Genomic DNA, 19,683 nt, shown 5'->3' on the forward strand with positions numbered 1-19,683 from the left:
AAAAATAAAACTACTTCAGTTCGTTTAGTACGTCACTAATACGACCAAAGATTTCATCAATATTTCCAACTCCCTTGATAGGCTTATACAAACGCTTCTTACGGTAAAATTCTATCACCGGCAAAGTTTGCTCTTCGTATACCTCCAGGCGTTTTTTAATAGTTTCCATATTATCGTCTGAGCGATCCTCTGTTTCGGCACGCTTAAGCAGTCTTGACAACAATTCTTCACGCTCCACTTCCAGGTTCAACAACACAGATACTTTGGTACCATGCTCCTGCATAATTTCAATAAGCGCCTCAGCCTGTGCTACTGTTCTTGGAAATCCATCGAAGATAATGCCTTGATCGATTGGCAGCTTTTCAAGAAAAGCATCCAACATATCAATAATCGTTTCATCGGGCACCAACTCCCCCTTATCGATAAAGCTTTTAGCTATTACACCTTCGTGCGTGTTATTATGAATAGCCCTGCGGCACAACTCGCCAGTTGAAACGTGAGCCAGATTAAATTTCTCTGCTATTAATTTGCTTTGCGTACCTTTTCCCGATCCTGGTGCGCCAAAGATGACAACATTGAGCATGTTCGTTATTCCTTTTCTTAATAAATAGGTGTTATTCTACTACTGTATAAATATCTTTCAGATTTCTTCCATAACCATCGTAATCCAGACCATAACCAACGATAAAATCGTTTGGTATCTCCATCCCCACATAGTCGAGCTTAACATCTCGCTTACAGGCATCTGGCTTAAATAGCATCGTTGCTACTTTAACATCTTCAGGACCCATTTGTTTAACCTGATCAACAGTATTAATAATGGTAAGACCAGTATCAACTATATCTTCCAGCAAAACCACGGTACGGCCTTCCAGATTTTCGTTTAAGCCAATCAACTCCTTTACCTGCCCGGTTGAACCGGTACCGGCATATGAGGATAATTTCACGAAACTGATTTCACAAGGGAAGTTCAGACGTTTCATTAAGTCAGAAGCAAACATAAACGAGCCATTCAGCACACACACCATTAACGGATTTTTATCCGCCAGCTCCACATTCATTTGCTCTGCTACCTGATCAACTGCTTTTAACAACTTTTCTTCAGGTATTGATAGCTCAAATTCTTTATCTAACAACTTAACTCGGCTCATTGCTTCTTTATTTTTATTTGGTTTAAGAAATACCAACCCTAAATGTTACTATCTGTTCTACAGATAATTACATTGTAAAATTATTCAATAATTAAATAAAAATCTGGATTTTAAGCTGCAAAAGTATAAAAAATAAAGATAACCACATGATTATAATGCTTTCTTAACTATTTTTGTGCCGGGAAATAATTAACGAAAGGTTCTAACAGAGAATTTTTAGCAAACACATAAATGGATAATTATGCAACCAAAAGTTAGTATTATTATGGGCAGCACGTCGGATCTTCCGGTAATGAAGAAGGCGGCTGATTTTTTAAATGATCTGAAAGTTCCATTCGAAATCAATGCCCTTTCAGCGCACAGAACACCTGCTCAGGTGGAGGCTTTTGCCAAGAGTGCTGAAGATCGTGGTGTTAAAGTGATTATTGCGGCTGCCGGTATGGCTGCTCACCTGCCAGGTGTTATTGCATCGATGGTTAAAATCCCTGTAATTGGTGTACCTATTAATGCAAGCCTTGATGGCATGGATGCTTTGCTTTCAATTGCCCAGATGCCTCCGGGAATTCCGGTTGCTACTGTTGGCATCAACGGAGCTCAAAATGCAGGTATACTTGCTGCGCAGATGATAGCCACAGGCGATGCTGAACTTTCGCAGAAATTAGCTGATTTCAAAGAAAGCCTTAAAGACAAAATTGTAAAGGCTAACGAGGAGTTGAAGGAAGTGAAATACGAGTTCAAAACGAATTAAAAGAACTTACACATCATAAAAAAAGAGCTTGGTATCAAGCTCTTTTTTTGTTTTATACGATTTAGAGATTACTTCTTAACCAATAACCAAACATCGTTTCGCCCTTCATTATTACGGGCTGTTCTTAGTTCAGCGTAGGCTTCTTTCCGGTCATAAAATGACTTGTAAGCCACTTTATAAAACTCACCATTGGGCCCACCCGGACGCTCTATCACCTGCGCATTGTAACCCTGATCAATCAACTTAGCTACAAATACATCGGCATTATTTCTACTGGCAAAACTTCCGGCAATTAAGAAATACTTATCAGCTGGCTTGGGTGGTTCTGGTTCAACCTCTTTAACCACTGGTTTAGGCTCCTCTTTTTTCACTGTATCTGCCACTACCTTTTTCTCTACAACAGCAGTTTTAACAGGTTTCTGAGGCTTCTTTGCTGGCTCATCTTTACATCCGGCTCCAATCAACAGAGCAACAATGGCAAGAGCAGATAATAATTTCCTCATAAGAATTAGTTTGTGTGTTTGTAAGTAATTGTAAACTCAACTATAACAAAGCTAAAAGTAAGGAAATTGATTTTGCTTCGCAATTTTTATAACAAGTATATTGTTGCCTATCAGTAATCTTACACTAAATTACATACTTATATCCGACACCCTTAATGGTCTTAATATGCTCTTGCCCAATCTTTTCGCGAAGCTTACGAATATGCACATCAATGGTACGGTCACCGACAATAATATTATCACCCCACACAGAATTATATATTTCATCGCGGGTAAACACCTTTTCGGGCTTGGAAGCCAGCAACACCAGCAGTTCAAATTCCTTTTTAGGCAGAATCAGCTCTTCGCCTGAGTTGATAATCAGGTAACGCTCACGATCAATAACTAAATCACCTATTTTAACTACCTGTCCATCCTGCGGCTCCTCCACAGCATCCTCTGAACGGTATCTTTTGAGCAAGGCCTTGGCCCTCGAGATGAGCACCTTAGGTTTGATAGGCTTTGTGATATAATCATCTGCACCTGCTTCAAAGCCTGCTATCTGTGAATAATCCTCGCCACGAGCAGTTAAAAATGCCACAATAGAGTTATTGAGTGCAGGAATTTTCTTTATCTCTTCACATGTTTCAATACCATCCATTTCAGGCATCATCACATCCAAAATGATAAGCTCAGGTATTTCAGCCTCAGCAATTTTTATAGCTTCCTGGCCATTATTAGCTGTCAGCACCTGAAACCCTTCTTTACGCATATTATAACTAATAAACTCGAGGATATCAGGTTCGTCATCAACCAAAAGGACCTTGTAATTTTCTACATTCATTATAAAAAAATTTATATACGAAAGTAAGCAATGGTATTAATAAATAGTTTCGCAAATGTTATAATTGCATTAACTTAATGTTAAATAGTACAATGCTCTTTTGTCAATTTCCGCGCATCCAACATTCTGCAGGAGATAAGCATTCAAAAACTCACTCGAACCCATATTAGAGTGCCTTCTCAAGTGTAAAGGTAAACACCGTGCCTTTTCCCAAAGTACTTCGCACGTTGATACGTTGACCATGCGCTTCTATCAGGTGCTTAACAATGGCTAATCCAAGACCTGTACCTCCCTGTTCGCGACTGCGACTTTTATCGGCTCTGTAAAAACGTTCAAAAATGCGCGGCAAGCTCTCTTCTGCAATACCAATACCCGTATCCTTAACTTCAACCAACACCCGGTTATCCATATCAAAGAAACTTACTTCGGTTTCTCCATCCTTCTTTCCGTAATTAATTGAATTGACAATCAGATTACTAACCACCTGAAACATCCGCTGCTTATCGGCTTTCACCCATAGTGGCAATGCTGCACCTTCACCATATTCAAGTTTGATATTTTTCTGATTAGCCCTTATTTCCTGAAGTTCAAACACATCATCCACCAGTTGAATGAGGTTAAAACGCTCAGGGTTGAGCTGTAACTCACCTGCCTCCAGTTTCGAAATAGCCTCTAGATCTTCAATAATAGATATCATCCTGTCAATACTCTTTTCGGTACGGGTCAGGTAGCGCAGGTTAATGTTAGGATCATCAATGCCGCCATCAAGCAAGGTAAGAATATATCCCTGAATATTAAAAATCGGCGTTTTGAGTTCGTGCGACACGTTACCTAAAAATTCCTTACGGTATTTTTCCATCTGTTTAAGCTCCTGTATTTCCTGGGTTCGGTCCTGCATCCAGTTAACCACCTCACGATTTACTGTAGAGAGTATATCATCAGAATCCGACGAAGTGACTTCAACAGCCTGGCCTTTATCATGCCCATATATCGTTTGATAGATGGGTTTAATTTTTGAGTAAATAAAAGAATTGATAAAATAGTTAACCAAAGCGAAGGATATAGCAAAAAATACCGGTACTGAAATAGCCAGTGAATAATACAGGTTGGGACTAAAATAGTTGATGCCAAAGAATACAAATGCCAACACCAAAAAACCAATAGCGACAAATCCGGCTATTTTTTGTGGCTCAAGAGATTTCATAGTAATATTATTTATCGGCGAAACAGGCCTGGCAGATTTCGGCAGATTATACCTGATCGCACAACAAAGTTATACGAATTATTGCCTTATTAATCAATTTATAGCAATATTGCACATGTTAACTCAATGTTAAGCACATATTTCGTTACTTTACTGATATTAGATACATTTGTAGCAACACGGCAAGTTGTGATATTAATATAAACTTAACATTTCCGTGCTACCTTTGCGATACGATACACCTATATTTGAAACTATCAATAAAGCTTTATGACGTTAATTTGGATTGCTGTAATTCTGCTTGGCTTATTGGCCATAGTTGATTTGGTTGTTGGTGTATCAAACGATGCGGTTAATTTCCTGAATGCTGCCATTGGCTCACGTGCTGCGAAACGTAAATTTGTATATTGGATAGCAGCAGTGGGCTTACTTATTGGCTCATTGCTCTCTGCCAACATGATGGAGATTGCCCGAAAAGGTGTTATTAATCCTTCCAGTTTTGCATTTACCGAGTTAATTGTAGTGTTTGTAGCCGTAATGATTGTTGATATTATTCTTATTGATGGCTTCAACACCTTAGGCTTTCCTACTTCTACTACCATAGCTATTGTGTTTGAGCTGATGGGTGGTGCCATGGCCTTATCATTCATAAAGAACCGACAGGCCCGTATCGATGGCATTGATGTGCAAGCGCTGATTAATACTGATAAAGCATTCGTCATATTGGCTGGCATATTACTCTCTATATTCCTGGCATTTGTGGTGGGAGGAATTGTGCAGTTTATTACCCGTATCATTTTCAGCTTTAACTATCAAAGGCGTTTTAAATACCTATTTGCCATCGTTGGAGGATTGTCAATTACAGCAATTGTTTTTATGATCTTAAAAAAAGGACTTGGTGACACCAGTATTTTTGACACCTACCCTTGGTATGAACTTCTGGTAGCCTATCAAAAAGAAATCCTTTTCGGAATTTTCGCCCTGTCTACATTTGTGTTTCTGTTCTTAGGGCTATCGTTTAATGTTGATATACCGCGTATCGTAGTACTTTTTGGCACTTTTGCACTGGCCATGTCCTTTGCTGCCAATGATCTGGTAAACTTTATAGGCATACCACTGGCAGCCATAGAAAGCTTTAAAGAGTTTATGGCATCCGGCCTATCAACGCCCGATAATTTCTCCCTCGGTTTTATGTCAGAAGGGGTCATACGTAAAGATATATTCAGTGACTACACCTACACGGTGATATTTACCCTATCGGCCATTATCATGACGATAACACTTTTCAGGTCGAAAAAAGCCAGAAGTGTTACCGAAACAGAAGTTTATCTGGGCAGACAATCGAGCGGTTATGAGCGCTTCGAACCGTCGCATCTATCAAGGGTCATTGTGCGTAATTTTTTGCATTTGCATAGCATGGTCATTGGGGTACTTCCCCAAAAAGTAGTCCGTTTTTTCGATTCACGCTATCAGAAAGCCGATACCGCAGAGGCACGTACGGTAGATGGTGTTATTTATTTTGACACGGTCAGAGCTTCCGTTAACCTGGTGGTGGCCAGCATCCTCATATCGCTTGGCACCTACATGCAGTTTCCGCTTTCTACCACCTTTGTGGTATTTATGGTAGCCATGGGCACCTCATTGGCCGATCAGGCATGGGGAAGAGAGAGCGCCGTTTACCGCGTTTCCGGTGTACTATCCATCTTGGGAGGATGGTTTTTCACAGCGTGCCTGGCATTTATTGGCGCATTTATTTTTACCTATATTATATGGTATGGCGGTTGGATAGCTGCCATAGCATCTGCAGCATTAGCTGCCACCTCATTATATCTGACGAAAAGGTACCACCAACGTAAGCAGGAAGAGAAACGTATTCTGAAAGAAGAATACCAGGATGAGACAGACAATAACCTGGATCACCTGATGGATAATGGTAGTGATCAAATCAGGCAACATCTGCAGGAAGCCTCAAAAGTGTTTTACTTATCGCTTCAGGGTTTTATCGATGAAGATGTCAGACAGCTGCACGAAGCTAATAATAAAGCACTTATTCTGGATAAATTTACACGCAACAGTAAATCCAAATTCTTTTATGCCTATGCGAAGGTGACAGAAGAAGGGATAGACTCCGGACATTATTTTGTGCAGGCATTTGATTACCTCACCGAGCTGGTTGGTTGCTTAACCAATATTACACAACCGCTTTATGAGCATATCGAAAATCAGCACAAAGGCATGACCGCGTCACAAAGTGCAGATTTGCAAGAGCTATTAGATGAAGTCACAGGTTATTTCAACCACATCATCCACATGGAGAAAGAACAAAACTTTGATCACCTCAATGAGATGGTGAGCAAGCAAAACTTCTTAATCGGATTTCAGGACACCTTGCGTCGCAACCAGATTAAACGCATTCAGAAAGGTGAAGGCCGAACACGGGTTAGCATTCTTTTTATGGATATTTTGGCCGAAACCAAGAATGTACTGCTTTATTCCATCAATTTACTGAAAGCACACCGCGACTTTGTTAAATCATGTCGCCCTAATAGTTAAACATAGTCAGTTTCTGATAGTTGACCAAGTGCCTTTTTTGAAGTTTTGGAAGCTGTTTTTATACAGAAAAAAATCAGTATACCCCCATTAATTCATGCAATGTTAAATACCTGTTAATAGCATATTAACTCATGCATTGTTAATATCCGGCTAATAATGAAGCAGCCAACCCATGCCATTACTAAACAGTCACTTAGCACACATTTCAACTTAACACACATTTAAAGTTGAATTAATTCTCTCTTATCAGTCAAGCCCTGACCTTGCCATACATTTGCTCTCGAAATATTTGAATTATTGAGAGGAAAATGAAAAGACAAGTATTAGGAATTGTTATTCTATGTCTGGTAAGTCTTACACAGGGATTTGCACAAACAGGGATACTTAAAGGGAAAATAACTGATAGCAAAACAGGCGAAGAGCTTATTGGAGCTGCCATTGTTGTTGAAGGTACTACAACAGGAACCACCACTGACTTTATGGGTGACTATACTATGCCACCATTAGAGCCTGGCACATACACTATTCGTTGTCAATACATTTCGTATGAGTCACAGGTGAAAGAAGGCATCATAATTAAAGAGGGTGAAGAAACTACTTTAAACTTTATGATGGGCGAATCGGAGCTTGATATTGCAGAAGTACAGGTAGTAGCCAAAGCCAATCGCGAATCAGAGAACTTTTTAATGCTGGAGCAAAAAGAAGCCGATATCATTGTTGAGAAGATTGGTGCCAAACGCATGTCGAACCTTGGTGTTTCAGATGCAGCAGATGCCACCTCAAAAATTTCAGGCGTCACCAAGAACGAAGGCTCTGGTGATGTATATATACGCGGATTGGGCGACCGCTATTTAACAACTACCATGAATGGTTTGCCGGTTCCATCTGATGATGTTGAGAAAAAGAACATTGATCTGAATCTGTTCTCAACGGATGTGATTAAAAACATTGGTATTAATAAAACATACGATGTAAGTACGTACGCCGACCAGAGTTCAGGTGCCGTTGATATCAGCTCAAAAACTTACAGTGAGAAAATAAGCATCGGCATAAGTGGAGGAGCCAACACCAATGTGCTGAAAAATGGTGTTTTTGGCGACTTCAGAGCCACTCAAAATATTAACGACCAAACCTTGGGTTTTTACAGCAGACCGTTTGGCACTAAAGATGCTATCACCAAACAGAGTTGGAATACCGAAACCAAAGGATTGCCCATTAACTATGGCGTTTCAGTGTTAGGTGGCAAAAAAATCGGTGATAAGTTCACCCTATTCGCTACGCTTTCGCAATCGGGTTCATCCGAATATCAAACCGGGGTTTTCAGAAGTTACCGTTCCAATATATTGGATAACTCCTTTAATGATGTTGAAAAATACATTACCGAATATAATACAACCGGTTTACTGAATCTGGCCTATGACTTTAACATCAACCACTCTGTCAATTTCAACAGTATGTTCATCCATACCACCAAAGATGAATTGTATGAGCAAGGTAGAAATGGTGAAGGCTATGTATTTGACCAGGACCCACAGGAAGATGGCGCTTTTGTACGCGACCAGAATTTAAAAGAAACAACCCTGTTCATCAACCAATTATTAGGTTCTCATAAATTAACTGACAAGCAGTTGGTTAAATGGGCGGTGGCCTACAACATGGTGAATGCCGATGAGCCGAATCGCATCCGCAATGAAGTCAACATACTGGATGCTAACACAGTACAGTTTGCCCACGTAGGTGATTACCAGCAACGAAAATCATTACAGGAAATTAAAGACTCAGAGCTCAACGCCTACCTCAAGGATGAAATCAAACTGATTGATGAAGAAGGCAAGCAAATGAAATTGAACGTTGGTGCCAACTTCCGCTCAAAAACAAGGGCATTTGAGTCGCTGTTTATGGGTGTAAGAGCCAAAGGTGTTCAGGTAGCTTCCATTGACAATCTGGACGAAGCCTTATTAGACCAGAGTCTATACCAGAACGGCACATTAACCATACGCCAGGGTAAACCCAACACCTACGATGCAGACCTGTTAGTGTACTCAGGCTTCCTAAACTTTGGTCTTGATATCAATAAATTTTCGGCCAATGTAGGTGCACGCTATGAGGTTGATAAAATTGACATTAACTGGGATGTGGATAACTACGTAGGACGAATTGGCAGTACATCAAAAAGCTATAACAACATTTTACCGGCATTACACCTCAAGTATCAGACGTCTGAAAAAAGTGCTCTGCGTTTTTCTGCCAGTAAAACTATCACACTTCCTGAATTCAAGGAGTTGGCACCTTTTGATTATGTATCGCCAACAGGACGTGTAACAACCGGTAACCCAGAGTTACAAAGCTCAGAAAACTACAACTTCGATTTGAAGTGGGAACGCTTCCCAAGCGCCGGACAGTTGCTTTCGGTAACCGGTTTTTATAAGATGATTAATGATCCTATTAACCTGCGCATGCTTCATGGTTCATCTGGCTATTTCTCATATGCCAACACGGGTGACAGAGCCGATGTTTACGGTCTTGAAGTGGAATCAAGAGTTAATATCATTAAGGCAGAAACAGAAGGTATGCCAGGTTTGGACCTTTCTGTGAACCTGACTAAAATGTGGTTTAACCAGGACTTACACGAAGAATTCCAGTACCATAACAAAACCGAAACTGGTCTGCAGGGAGCGGCTGAATTTATCGCGAACGGTTCGTTAACCTATTCGAACAACCAACCCAAAGAACTGGTAGCTACCTTAACGGGCAACTATTCTTCAGATAAAATATTTGCACTGGGAGCCCCCGAAGATTTTGACAACAGCGACAAATACTTCAACAGTGAAATCATTGAGAAAGGATTTGTTACGCTTGACCTTATCATTAGTAAAAAATTATCAGACCGTGTATCATTGAAATTTACAGGCAAAAACTTACTGAATCCTGAAATTGAGCAAACACAATTGATTGTTCCCTTCAATGGCGGCGGTGCTGCTGCACAATCTGACGAGGTTGTTAAATCATACAAAAAAGGCGTTAGCCTGAGTATGGGAGTCAGCATCAACTTGAACTAAAAATTATAGTCTATTTACTTGATTAACATTCCTAAATTAATCTAAAATGAAAAAATTAGTTTTAAAAGTTTTAGGTCTTGCCATTTTAGCAATGCCTTTCCTAGCGAGCTGTGATGACGACAATGATCCTAAGCCTGGACAAGACGTTATTGAAGCACTTGACAATGGTACAATGAACGGTACCCTTGTTGAAGATTACATTTTGAGCGCAGGAAGCTACAACCTGACAGGTTCGTTTATTGTGAGCGAAGGCGTTACTTTAACTATTCCTGCAGGTACACAAATAATTGCAGACAACGGTGGAACTGACGTTTATATTGCCGTATTAATGGGTGGTAAAATTAATATCAACGGTACCGAATCGAGCCCTGTTGTAATGTCTTCATCAGCTGCTAAGCCAGGCGACTGGGGTGGTTTAACCATTTGCGGGAAAGCCAGCACTACAGCAGGTACTGATATCAAAGCCGAAGTAGGCGGTTTCCTTTACGGTGGCAACGACAACACCGATAATTCAGGAACAATCAGTCACCTGGTAATTAAAGGTACAGGAGCTCAAATCAATCCTGAGTCGCAATACAATGGTGTTTCGTTTTACTCAGTAGGTTCAGGAACAACCGTTAACAATGTAGCCGTTATCAACGGTGCCGATGATGGTGTTGAATTCTTCGGCGGAACGGTATCAGTTACCAACCTGTTCTTACAAAACAATGAAGATGATGCAATTGACTGGACTGAAGGTTGGAGCGGAACTGTTACCAATGCTTACGTGGAGCACACCATTGCTGATTTCTCAACAGTGCTTGAAGCTGACAAGGACAATGCGAACCCAAAAATCATTAACCTGACTGCTGTTTCTACAACAGGAGGTACTGCTTTGCAGTTCAAAAAAGAATCGGGTGCTACTATCACTGGTCTTTCATTAAGCGGTTATGAGAAAACAATCGATATGAAAGACGATGGGCCGTTGGCTAACGTAATTATCGATGGAGAAACAGCTGACCCTGCCAATACTTACAATGCACAAGCTACTGTTGACCCAGGTAACTGGACTTGGGTTGATGCAGAGCTGGCTGAAGTTGTTGAATTAAAAGGCAATGTAACAACTGACCTTACTTTAGATGCATCTAAATCATACCGTTTAACTGGTGCCTACATTGTTCAGGAAGGTGCTAAACTGACCATTCCTGCCGGCACCAAAATTCATGCTGATGCAGGTGGTACTGACGTTTACATCGCCGTATTAATGGGTGGAATGATTGACATCGCCGGTACCGCTGACAACCCGGTTGTGATTGCTTCTGACCAGGCTATCCCTGGCGACTGGGGTGGATTAACCATCTGCGGTAAAGCTACAACTTCTGCTGGTACCGATATCACTGCTGAAGTAGGTGGATTCATCTATGGAGGAAACGATGATACAGATAACTCTGGCTCAATCGACTATCTGGTAATTAAAGGAACAGGTGCTCAAATCAACTCAGAATCACAGTACAACGGCGTATCTCTTTACTCAGTTGGTTCAGGCACAACCATTGGCAATGTAGCTGTTATCAACGGTTCTGATGATGGTATTGAGTTCTTTGGCGGAACGGTATCCGTAGCCAACATCTACCTTGAAAATAATGAAGATGACGCTGTGGACTGGACAGAAGGATGGAGCGGAAGCATTACCAACACCTACATCTCTCACACTATTGACGGATTCTCAACAGCCTTTGAAGGAGATAAAGAGAATGGTAATCCCCAGTTCGAAAATGTAACTGCCATTTCAACAACGGGTGGTACTGCCCTGCAATTCAAGAAAGAGTCAGGCGCTACCATCACTAACCTGCACTTAGATGGATATGATGTTGACCTGGATATGAAAGACAATGGCGCCATTTCTAATGTTAAGATTGCCGGTGCTAATGCTGATGCAACTAGCCAAAACGTGGCTGATAAATATTACTACACACTTAATTCAGGCAAAGATGCCACACCAATCGACATCTCAGGATGGTCATGGATTGAAGCTTCTTTGTAAGCAGTATTAAGAAAAAATATAGAAAAGCGGCAGGAACTATTCCTGTCGCTTTTTTGATCAAAACACTTGAATTAACCGCCCAGGCAAGCGATCCTTATAAGGACAGACAATTTGGGCGCACTGCCCACGATGCTTGGGCGCATTGCCCACGATGCTTGGGCAGCCTACCCAGGTCGCTTGGGCGCATTACCCAAACTGTTTGGGCAGATATCCTAACGATATTTTCAAACGTTTGCAAAAGGACAAAGCTCAATCACCAACACACTATATGCCTGACTGGCTGAACACAGCACCCTTAACAACTTGCGATTTCCTAAGCATCTGAGTATTTTGCATACTGTATCATTAATAAACACCACTATGCAAAAGTTCTTCTTTTTCCTAACTGCACCCCTTCTGTTAATTGCCTGTCAAACACAAGATAGTACACCACTCTATCAGGGAGAAAACTTCACCCTATTCTACGACCGCGTGGAACAAGGTGAATATACAGCACAGGTTCACTCACCTTTTCACATCACCTCCGACTACCAGAGTCCGGCTAATGCCACCTTCCCCAATTTCATAGAGTTTAAGTTTGCCATCAATGGCAAGGACAATGAGCTGCCTGTGGGCATTAATCACACCTTTCTCCTGACTCCTGGTGACGACGGCACCATTCAATTGCCTCTTTTGACTTTTGGCGAGAAACACGAGGTGGAAGAAAAAGCTACTCCCAATGGCAGTATTGCACCCAATACTCCGCTGCTGATACAGGTGGATGCCAGTGCCATCATCAAAGCATTTAGCGAACAGGGCTTTTATGAAACCTATAGTGGACAAAAGATTTATAAAGAGGACTATAAAGGTATTTATATCGCTGGTAACCTTTCGCCACTGGGCTGGGATTTTGACAACCTGGCTGGTCGCACCGATCGTGAACTAAAAGATGACAATGGCGATGGTATTTTTGAGATAACACTGGCCCTCAATCCATATAACCCTGATGATTTCACGGCTAAAGAGTGGCAGCTTGAGCACAATATTTCCAGCTACCCTCAGCTGACATCATCGGTACCACTGTTGGATGCATTATACAACCTGGCGCTTGACGAGACCGAAATGAATATTGAAGCAGATGGCACTTTTCGCACTGGTGAAGAATGGCCAGGCGTGTGGACACGCGATGTCAGCTACTCCATCTTGCTGGCCTATGCCTTCACCAATCCTGAAGTAGCCAAAACCAGCCTGATGCGTAAAGTCAAAAATGATAGGATCATTCAAGATACCGGAACGGGCGGCGCCTGGCCTGTTTCATCGGACCGCACCACCTGGGCGCTGGCTGCCTGGGAGGTATACAAAGTTACCGGCGATGAAGCATGGCTGAAGACCATCTATCCCATCATAAAAAATTCGGTGGATGATGATTTTCGAACCTTGAAAGACAATCGTTCCAGCCTTATTAAAGGCGAATCATCATTTCTTGACTGGCGAAAGCAAACCTATCCTGACTGGATGAATGGTGTTGATATTTTTGAATCGCGCTGTCTGGGCACCAATGCTGTTCATGCCCAAACCTATTCTATTCTGGCGCAGATAGCAGAACTATTGGGTGAGAACAGTCAACCTTATCAATTGGAATCGGAGAAAGTAAAGCAGGCCATTAACAAAGAACTTTGGATGGAAGACAAGGGCTATTATGCACAATATCTATATGGGCGAAACAAGCTGATGTTATCCCCTCGCAGTGAGGCCCTGGGTGAAGCCTTCACCATCTTGTTTGACATAGCTGATAATACAAAGAGCCAACAGCTTATTGAGAATACACCTGTGTTGGACTACGGCATCCCCTGCATCTATCCGCAAATACCCGACATGCCGCCTTACCACAACAACGGCATCTGGCCATTTGTGCAGGCATACTGGAACTGGGCCTGCGCCAAAGCTGAGCATACAGCAGCACTCGAACAAGGACTGGCAGGTATGCACCGGGCAGCCGCATTATTTCTGACTAATAAAGAAAATATGGTAGCCGAAAACGGTGATTTCAGAGATACCGAGGTTAACTCCAACCGTCAGCTATGGAGCGTGGCTGGTTACCTTAGTTCTGTTTACCGCATCTTTGCTGGTTTAAGATTTGAGCTCGACGGTTTACACATCAAGCCGTTTATCCCACAAAGCTATGGCAGCGAGATGACTATCACTAACCTTAAGTACCGTTCTGCCAATATAGACTTAAGCATAAAGGGCTATGGGTCAAAAATTAAAAGCTGTACGGTCAATGGACAAGCATCACTAGCTATCATTCCGCCGTCGGCTACAGGTGATTATAAAGTGGTTATAGAGCTGGATAATACCGTAGATGCTGAAAGTAGTAAACCCGTCAATTCCAATCGCTTCTCACTTAAAACACCACGCCTCGCCTACGACCGTAATAAACTAACATGGAACAGCATTGAAGGGGCTACTGATTACCAGGTAGTGCGTAATGGCAAACTAATGCAAACAACCGGTAACACAGAGTACATCTGCGACGTGAGTGATTATTACCATGAATATTGTGTCAAAGCCATCAACGGGCAAAACGAATCATTTATGAGCGCGCCGGTAACCATCCTTCCGGCCACATCCTTAAGCATTGATGCCAGCAAACTGGGTGATGCCGGTTCCATCAGGGCCAATGGCTTCAATGGTGATGGATATATTGAACTTTCCAAAGATCTCAATACAACTATTTCAGCATCAGTTAGTGTTAATAAAGCTGGCAAATACCTCGTCCAGGCCCGATACAGCAATGGCTCTGGACCTGATAATACCGATAACAAATGTGCCATCAGAACACTCCATGTCAATGGGCAAAAAGCAGGTGTGATGGTGATGCCACAGCGAGGCAAAGATGAATGGTCGAACTGGGGCAATACCAACCTTGTTAAGGTAGACCTCCAGAAAGGCAATAACGAGATTAGCCTGACCTTTGAGAGTTATAACAACAATATGAACAGAGACATCAATACTGCATTGCTGGATGAATTGATGATTATTCCTGAACAATAATAATCATTACAGACCGATTAAAAATGCAAAAAGACAATGAAGCGTCTATATAATATGCAATCCCGCTGGGATTGTTATTAATAAGGTAGGCTTATTATTACTATAAATATTCAACTTCTCCGAAGTTGTTTTATTATCTCCAGCGGAGATAAATATTTGTAGAATGTGAAATGTAAATGACCAATCAACCTCAGGGAGCTTGAATATATATTTAATTGGTTATTAATGAATAAAAATCAAATAAAGACTGTCACATGAGGTTGATACCCCTTCCTGTCGACCTCTACTTTTCAGATATGTAATGAGATTATCGGCTGACTTTTAAACTTACTTTATGGTCAGCTGCTAAGCATTACAGCTTATGCTAAAAAAACATCGCGCCCTGGCATCATCTGAAATTTACTATTTTTGCTGTCATTATTAACCTCACTACATTGCAATGGATGTAAAAATTGAAGCCGGATGGAAACAGGTGCTACAGCCTGAATTTGACAAATCATACTTTGAATCACTGACTCATTTTGTTAAGAATGAATACCAGACTAAAACCATCTATCCGCCTGCTGCTCAAATATTCAATGCTTTTGATTTATGTCCTTATGAGCAAACAAAAGTGGTGATACTGGGACAGGATCCATATCATGGTCCCAACCAGGCACATGGGCTGTGTTTCTCAGTTAATGAGGGCATTAAGATGCCACCCTCACTGGTTAATATCTACAAAGAACTGCACAATGATGTGGGCATAGACATACCCAAGCATGGTAATCTGGAGCATTGGGCTAGACAGGGTGTGCTGCTGTTAAATGCCACCTTAACCGTTCAGGCGCACCAGGCTGGCTCGCACCAGAAAAAAGGTTGGGAACAGTTTACCGATGCAGTTATCAAAACCGTTGCCGATGATTTGAACAACGTGGTGTTTTTACTGTGGGGAGCCTATGCGCAAAAGAAATCTCAATTGATTGATCCCCAAAGGCACCTGATTCTTAAGTCGGTTCACCCTTCGCCACTTTCGGCTCATCGTGGCTTCTTCGGTAACAAGCATTTTAGCAAAGCCAATGAATACCTGGTAGCCAATGGTAAAACAGCCATTAAGTGGTAGTGTGGGACATAGGTATCAAGATACAAAAGATTCGATATGCCTTTTAATCATTATGGACATTACTATTTAGTTTTTTAAGATCTCTATGAAAAGTTTATATACAATTAAAGAATTCATTCAATTAATCAACAAGTGGTTACTTCTCTTCTTTATTGTAACTCTTTTTTCAATATTTATTATTGACTTTTGGCTTATTAATATCCCAGAAAAATTTGCTCATGGATACCAACTTGGTAGGCTATGGCGTGAATTCAGTTTTTCATTTGTTTCAGCATTCATATTTTATCTAATTGTTGTTGTCTCTAAGGAATTTAAAGAACGGAGAATAACCAGACAATTATTGTTTCATGCATTAAATGAAATTACTAATGAGCAGTATCAATTTTTAAATTTTCTTTATAATAATACTTCAGCAAATATTAAGAGAACTAAAATAGGATTGCCAAAAGAATCAGAGATCAGAATAATATGCAAAGGTATTGACCCTAAAGAAAGCACCATACCTTTGGACCTTAATAGAACAGTTAACTGGTTTTATTATATTCGTCACATAGGTTCAAAAACAAAAAATATTACTTCAAGTTTATTATTGCAAATTAAGAATCCTGAACCTACATTATCAGTTTTACTATCTGATATTGACAATTGCAGCCTATTTAAAGCCGCAGAAGCCTATTCTCAAGCACCAAATGCATTTCATAACCTTGAAGTCCTCACCAAAGATATCAATAGGTATTTTATTGCAATTAGCAGACTATATAATTATGTGACTACATTCTAAGATAGTAATCGTACTGACCCGTATTAAAGATAAGTAAGTAATTGAGTTGCTCTAACCTGTCGTGCCTTCAGCCCTGCAAATACAATTCTATAATCACAGACCTTACGACCTGTGGAAATACGCCTTTGCCTTACAGGCAATTAATTGGATATTGGCAATGCTCTGAAAGAGCTAAATGTATAAAAACAGGTCAAAGGTCTGTTTACCGAACTGGTTATGCATACAGGACTGAAAGTCCGATATGTCTATGACGCTTAACATCGACCAGATACATCACTTTTCATAAATGATATCGCATAACAAAAACGCCCCCTGTTGTGCATTCACAACCAGGAGGCGCTTACTACTAACTACACCAAATATTTCTTGTCAGACAGAAGATACAAGACAAAAGCTTGATTTTACCTTTCCGTCATACACCATTATTTTACAATCACCTCATCGGAGAAGAGCCAGGCTTTACCACCTGCTGCCGGATGCCAGGCCGGACAAATACCTACACTTTCAGCCACTATGCGCACATAGCGAACCTGCACTGCTTCGAAAGTAGCCGGGTATTGCACTACCTCATCTACATCGCTTTCGGTAACACCCGGTTCGAACACAGCTACCTGTTTAAACTCTTTACCATCGGCCGATACCTCATATATCACTTTCTTTGGTCCGAATACCCATGACATAGGTGCATTCTTGTAGCGCGAGTTGATATAACGCACTTCGGTTAAGCCGCCCATATCGATGGTCAGATCAATGGGCTTCTCCTCTACACCAACCTCTACACCAAGGAAACCGTTTGTTAAACCATATTTGCCACCGCCATCATACTGAGGCGCATAGGCATATTTAAGATCATAAGGCTTACCAAAAGCTTTGTGGAAGATGATTTCCTTCTCTGAGATGTAAGTTGTTGAACCATCTTCCTTAAACTGGCAGGCTTTGATGTGCGCATCTTCTGACAACACAAACGCGCCTTCATATACTTTACTCTGCTTTGTAGGCTCAGTGCCATCAGTCGTGTAATACACAGGTATTGAACGCTCAGTAACAAATTCAATGCCTGCCGACTGATTGGCATAATCAGGCTCAACATTAATGCGTACATGGTAACTGATGTCACCCGGTTTAACACCATATTTCCCGATGTACGGTAAGGTATTCTTAACCCGGGCATAAAAATCATCCCATTCCCTAATCTCAGGACTCCAGGCCACTTCTGAGATGGCATACACACGCGGAAACAGGTTATATTCAATATGCTCAAACTTTGGCATGTATTCACTCCACATATTAGCCTGCACACCAATGACGTGCTTACGTTTATCAGGTGATATATCTGTTGGAATAGATGGGAATGTATAAACATCACGCAGAGTGCGGATACCCGGATGCCCCGGTGACGAGCTCAGATGGTTTTGTGTATGGTTGAAATAATAAGGGAACATAGGTGTCATCACCACATCGTGACCTGCTTCTGCTGCCTTCACACCACCAGCTACACCACGCCACGACATAACGGCTGCACTTTGGGCTAAACCTCCATCCAGTATCTCATCCCATCCAATCAATCGACGGTTGTGCTTATTCAGGAATTGCTCAATGCGGTGCACAAAATAGCTTTGCAGCTCATGTTCGTCGTGTGCCTTTTCCTCCTTCATACGGCGACGACAATCGGGACAGGCCAACCAGGTATCTTTCGGCGTTTCATCCCCACCAATATGAATAAACTCACCAGGAAACAGCTCCATGGTTTCGGTCAGCACATCTTCCAGAAACTGAAAAGTAGCTTCTTTACCTGCACAGTATACACCAGCTGAAACACCTGCCTGATCCCATATCTCCAGATCTCCTGCATTATCGCAGTAGTACTCGGGATATGCGACAAGAGCAGCGGCCGAATGCCCCGGCAATTCTATCTCAGGCACGATTGTAATATGACGTTCTGAGGCATAAGCCACTATCTCTCGCACATCTGCTTGTGTATAATAACCACCGTATGCTTCGGTGTTCTTTTGATTCAGTCCTTTCTCCTGATTGGCTGTAAAACCAACATTCTCGCGCCAGGCGCCCACCTCTGTCAGTTTAGGATATTTCTTAATCTCAAGGCGCCATCCCTGGTCATCGACCAAATGCCAGTGAAACGTATTGAGCTTGTTCATGGCCATATAGTCCAGAAACTGCTTGATCTCATCCACAGTGAAAAAATGACGCGACACATCGAAGTGCATGCCTCGCCATGCAAAACGCGGTGCATCATTGATCACCACCTGCGGAATCTCAATAGCATTATTGGACTTGCTTATCAACTGGCGCAGCGTTTGTGTACCATAAAGCAATCCGCCCTTATCGGCTGCTTCAATTACCACCTGTTGCTTATCAACCGTTAAACGGTAGCCCTCAGGCACAATATCAGCTTCCTGATTCACCACACACTTAATCACTCCATTTTCAGATGAAAGAAGCTCCAGGTTTTGCTCAACAGACAGTTGATTATGCAACAAATCAAACATGGCTTCATCCAGCCCTGTAATGCTCAGCTCATCAGCCTTAAGCTTTAACACACCTCCTGATTGAGTGACTTCAGCCGGATAGGGAATCAGATTTAATGGCATTTCTTCCTTCTTTTCGGTACAGGCAAAAAATACAAGCGCTATAATCGCTGTTACCAGTTGTTTTATTCTCATATAGTTTGTTTTAAGGTATCAT

The 19,683-nt window shown here is 41.5% G+C and carries 13 protein-coding genes; 7 read left to right on the forward strand and 6 right to left on the reverse strand.

The features are described from left to right. Positions 1-10: 10 nt before the first annotated feature. On the reverse strand, positions 11-583 hold the full coding sequence (locus tag KEM09_RS03885) for an adenylate kinase (protein WP_212193188.1): 573 nt from the start codon (positions 581-583) through the stop codon (positions 11-13). A gap of 31 nt (positions 584-614) precedes the next feature. Next, positions 615-1,151: a hypoxanthine phosphoribosyltransferase gene (hpt, locus tag KEM09_RS03890; protein ID WP_212193187.1), complete on the reverse strand. Its 537-nt coding sequence runs from the start codon at positions 1,149-1,151 to the stop codon at positions 615-617. A 241-nt stretch (positions 1,152-1,392) separates the two neighbouring features. Between hpt and purE the strand changes: the two genes are divergently transcribed. Beyond that, positions 1,393-1,899, forward strand: coding sequence for a 5-(carboxyamino)imidazole ribonucleotide mutase (gene purE / locus KEM09_RS03895; RefSeq protein ID WP_212193186.1), 507 nt, complete (start codon positions 1,393-1,395; stop codon positions 1,897-1,899). A gap of 68 nt (positions 1,900-1,967) precedes the next feature. Here the strand turns inward: purE and KEM09_RS03900 are convergent, their stop codons facing one another. The 3 genes from KEM09_RS03900 to KEM09_RS03910 all read right to left on the reverse strand — a co-directional run bounded on the left by KEM09_RS03900 (position 1,968) and on the right by KEM09_RS03910 (position 4,429). Continuing rightward, complete coding sequence (locus KEM09_RS03900; RefSeq protein ID WP_212225790.1) at positions 1,968-2,402, reverse strand: SPOR domain-containing protein; 435 nt, start codon at positions 2,400-2,402, stop codon at positions 1,968-1,970. A gap of 124 nt (positions 2,403-2,526) precedes the next feature. After that, positions 2,527-3,225, reverse strand: a complete 699-nt coding sequence (locus KEM09_RS03905; RefSeq protein WP_212225792.1) for a response regulator transcription factor — start codon at positions 3,223-3,225, stop codon at positions 2,527-2,529. 166 nt (positions 3,226-3,391) lie between these two features. Then, positions 3,392-4,429 (reverse strand): sensor histidine kinase, encoded by a 1,038-nt coding sequence (locus KEM09_RS03910; protein ID WP_212225795.1) that lies wholly within the window; start codon positions 4,427-4,429, stop codon positions 3,392-3,394. A 270-nt stretch (positions 4,430-4,699) separates the two neighbouring features. Between KEM09_RS03910 and KEM09_RS03915 the strand changes: the two genes are divergently transcribed. The 6 genes from KEM09_RS03915 to KEM09_RS03940 all read left to right on the forward strand — a co-directional run bounded on the left by KEM09_RS03915 (position 4,700) and on the right by KEM09_RS03940 (position 16,980). After that, the gene (locus tag KEM09_RS03915) at positions 4,700-6,982 is read left to right on the forward strand and encodes an inorganic phosphate transporter (RefSeq protein WP_212225798.1); all 2,283 of its coding nucleotides are present in this window, start codon (positions 4,700-4,702) and stop codon (positions 6,980-6,982) included. Between the two features lie 308 nt (positions 6,983-7,290). After that, a complete protein-coding gene (locus tag KEM09_RS03920) occupies positions 7,291-10,041 on the forward strand; it encodes a TonB-dependent receptor (protein ID WP_212225800.1) in 2,751 nt (916 codons plus the stop codon). 46 nt (positions 10,042-10,087) lie between these two features. Next, positions 10,088-12,064, forward strand: a complete 1,977-nt coding sequence (locus tag KEM09_RS03925) for a hypothetical protein (RefSeq protein ID WP_212225802.1) — start codon at positions 10,088-10,090, stop codon at positions 12,062-12,064. A 360-nt stretch (positions 12,065-12,424) separates the two neighbouring features. After that, the gene (locus KEM09_RS03930; protein WP_212225804.1) at positions 12,425-15,097 is read left to right on the forward strand and encodes an alpha-L-rhamnosidase-related protein; all 2,673 of its coding nucleotides are present in this window, start codon (positions 12,425-12,427) and stop codon (positions 15,095-15,097) included. Between the two features lie 439 nt (positions 15,098-15,536). Next, positions 15,537-16,199 carry a uracil-DNA glycosylase gene (ung, locus tag KEM09_RS03935; protein ID WP_212225805.1) on the forward strand — a complete coding sequence of 221 codons (663 nt, stop codon included), beginning with the start codon at positions 15,537-15,539 and terminating at the stop codon, positions 16,197-16,199. A gap of 85 nt (positions 16,200-16,284) precedes the next feature. Continuing rightward, a complete protein-coding gene (locus tag KEM09_RS03940; RefSeq protein ID WP_212225806.1) occupies positions 16,285-16,980 on the forward strand; it encodes a hypothetical protein in 696 nt (231 codons plus the stop codon). A 422-nt stretch (positions 16,981-17,402) separates the two neighbouring features. Here the strand turns inward: KEM09_RS03940 and KEM09_RS03945 are convergent, their stop codons facing one another. Beyond that, positions 17,403-19,661, reverse strand: coding sequence for a glycoside hydrolase family 20 protein (locus tag KEM09_RS03945; protein ID WP_212225807.1), 2,259 nt, complete (start codon positions 19,659-19,661; stop codon positions 17,403-17,405). Between the last annotated feature and the right edge of the window lie 22 nt (positions 19,662-19,683).

The sequence above is a fragment of the Carboxylicivirga mesophila genome (assembly GCF_018271975.1).
In the GTDB taxonomy this organism is placed as follows: Bacteria; Bacteroidota; Bacteroidia; order Bacteroidales; family Marinilabiliaceae; genus Carboxylicivirga; species Carboxylicivirga mesophila.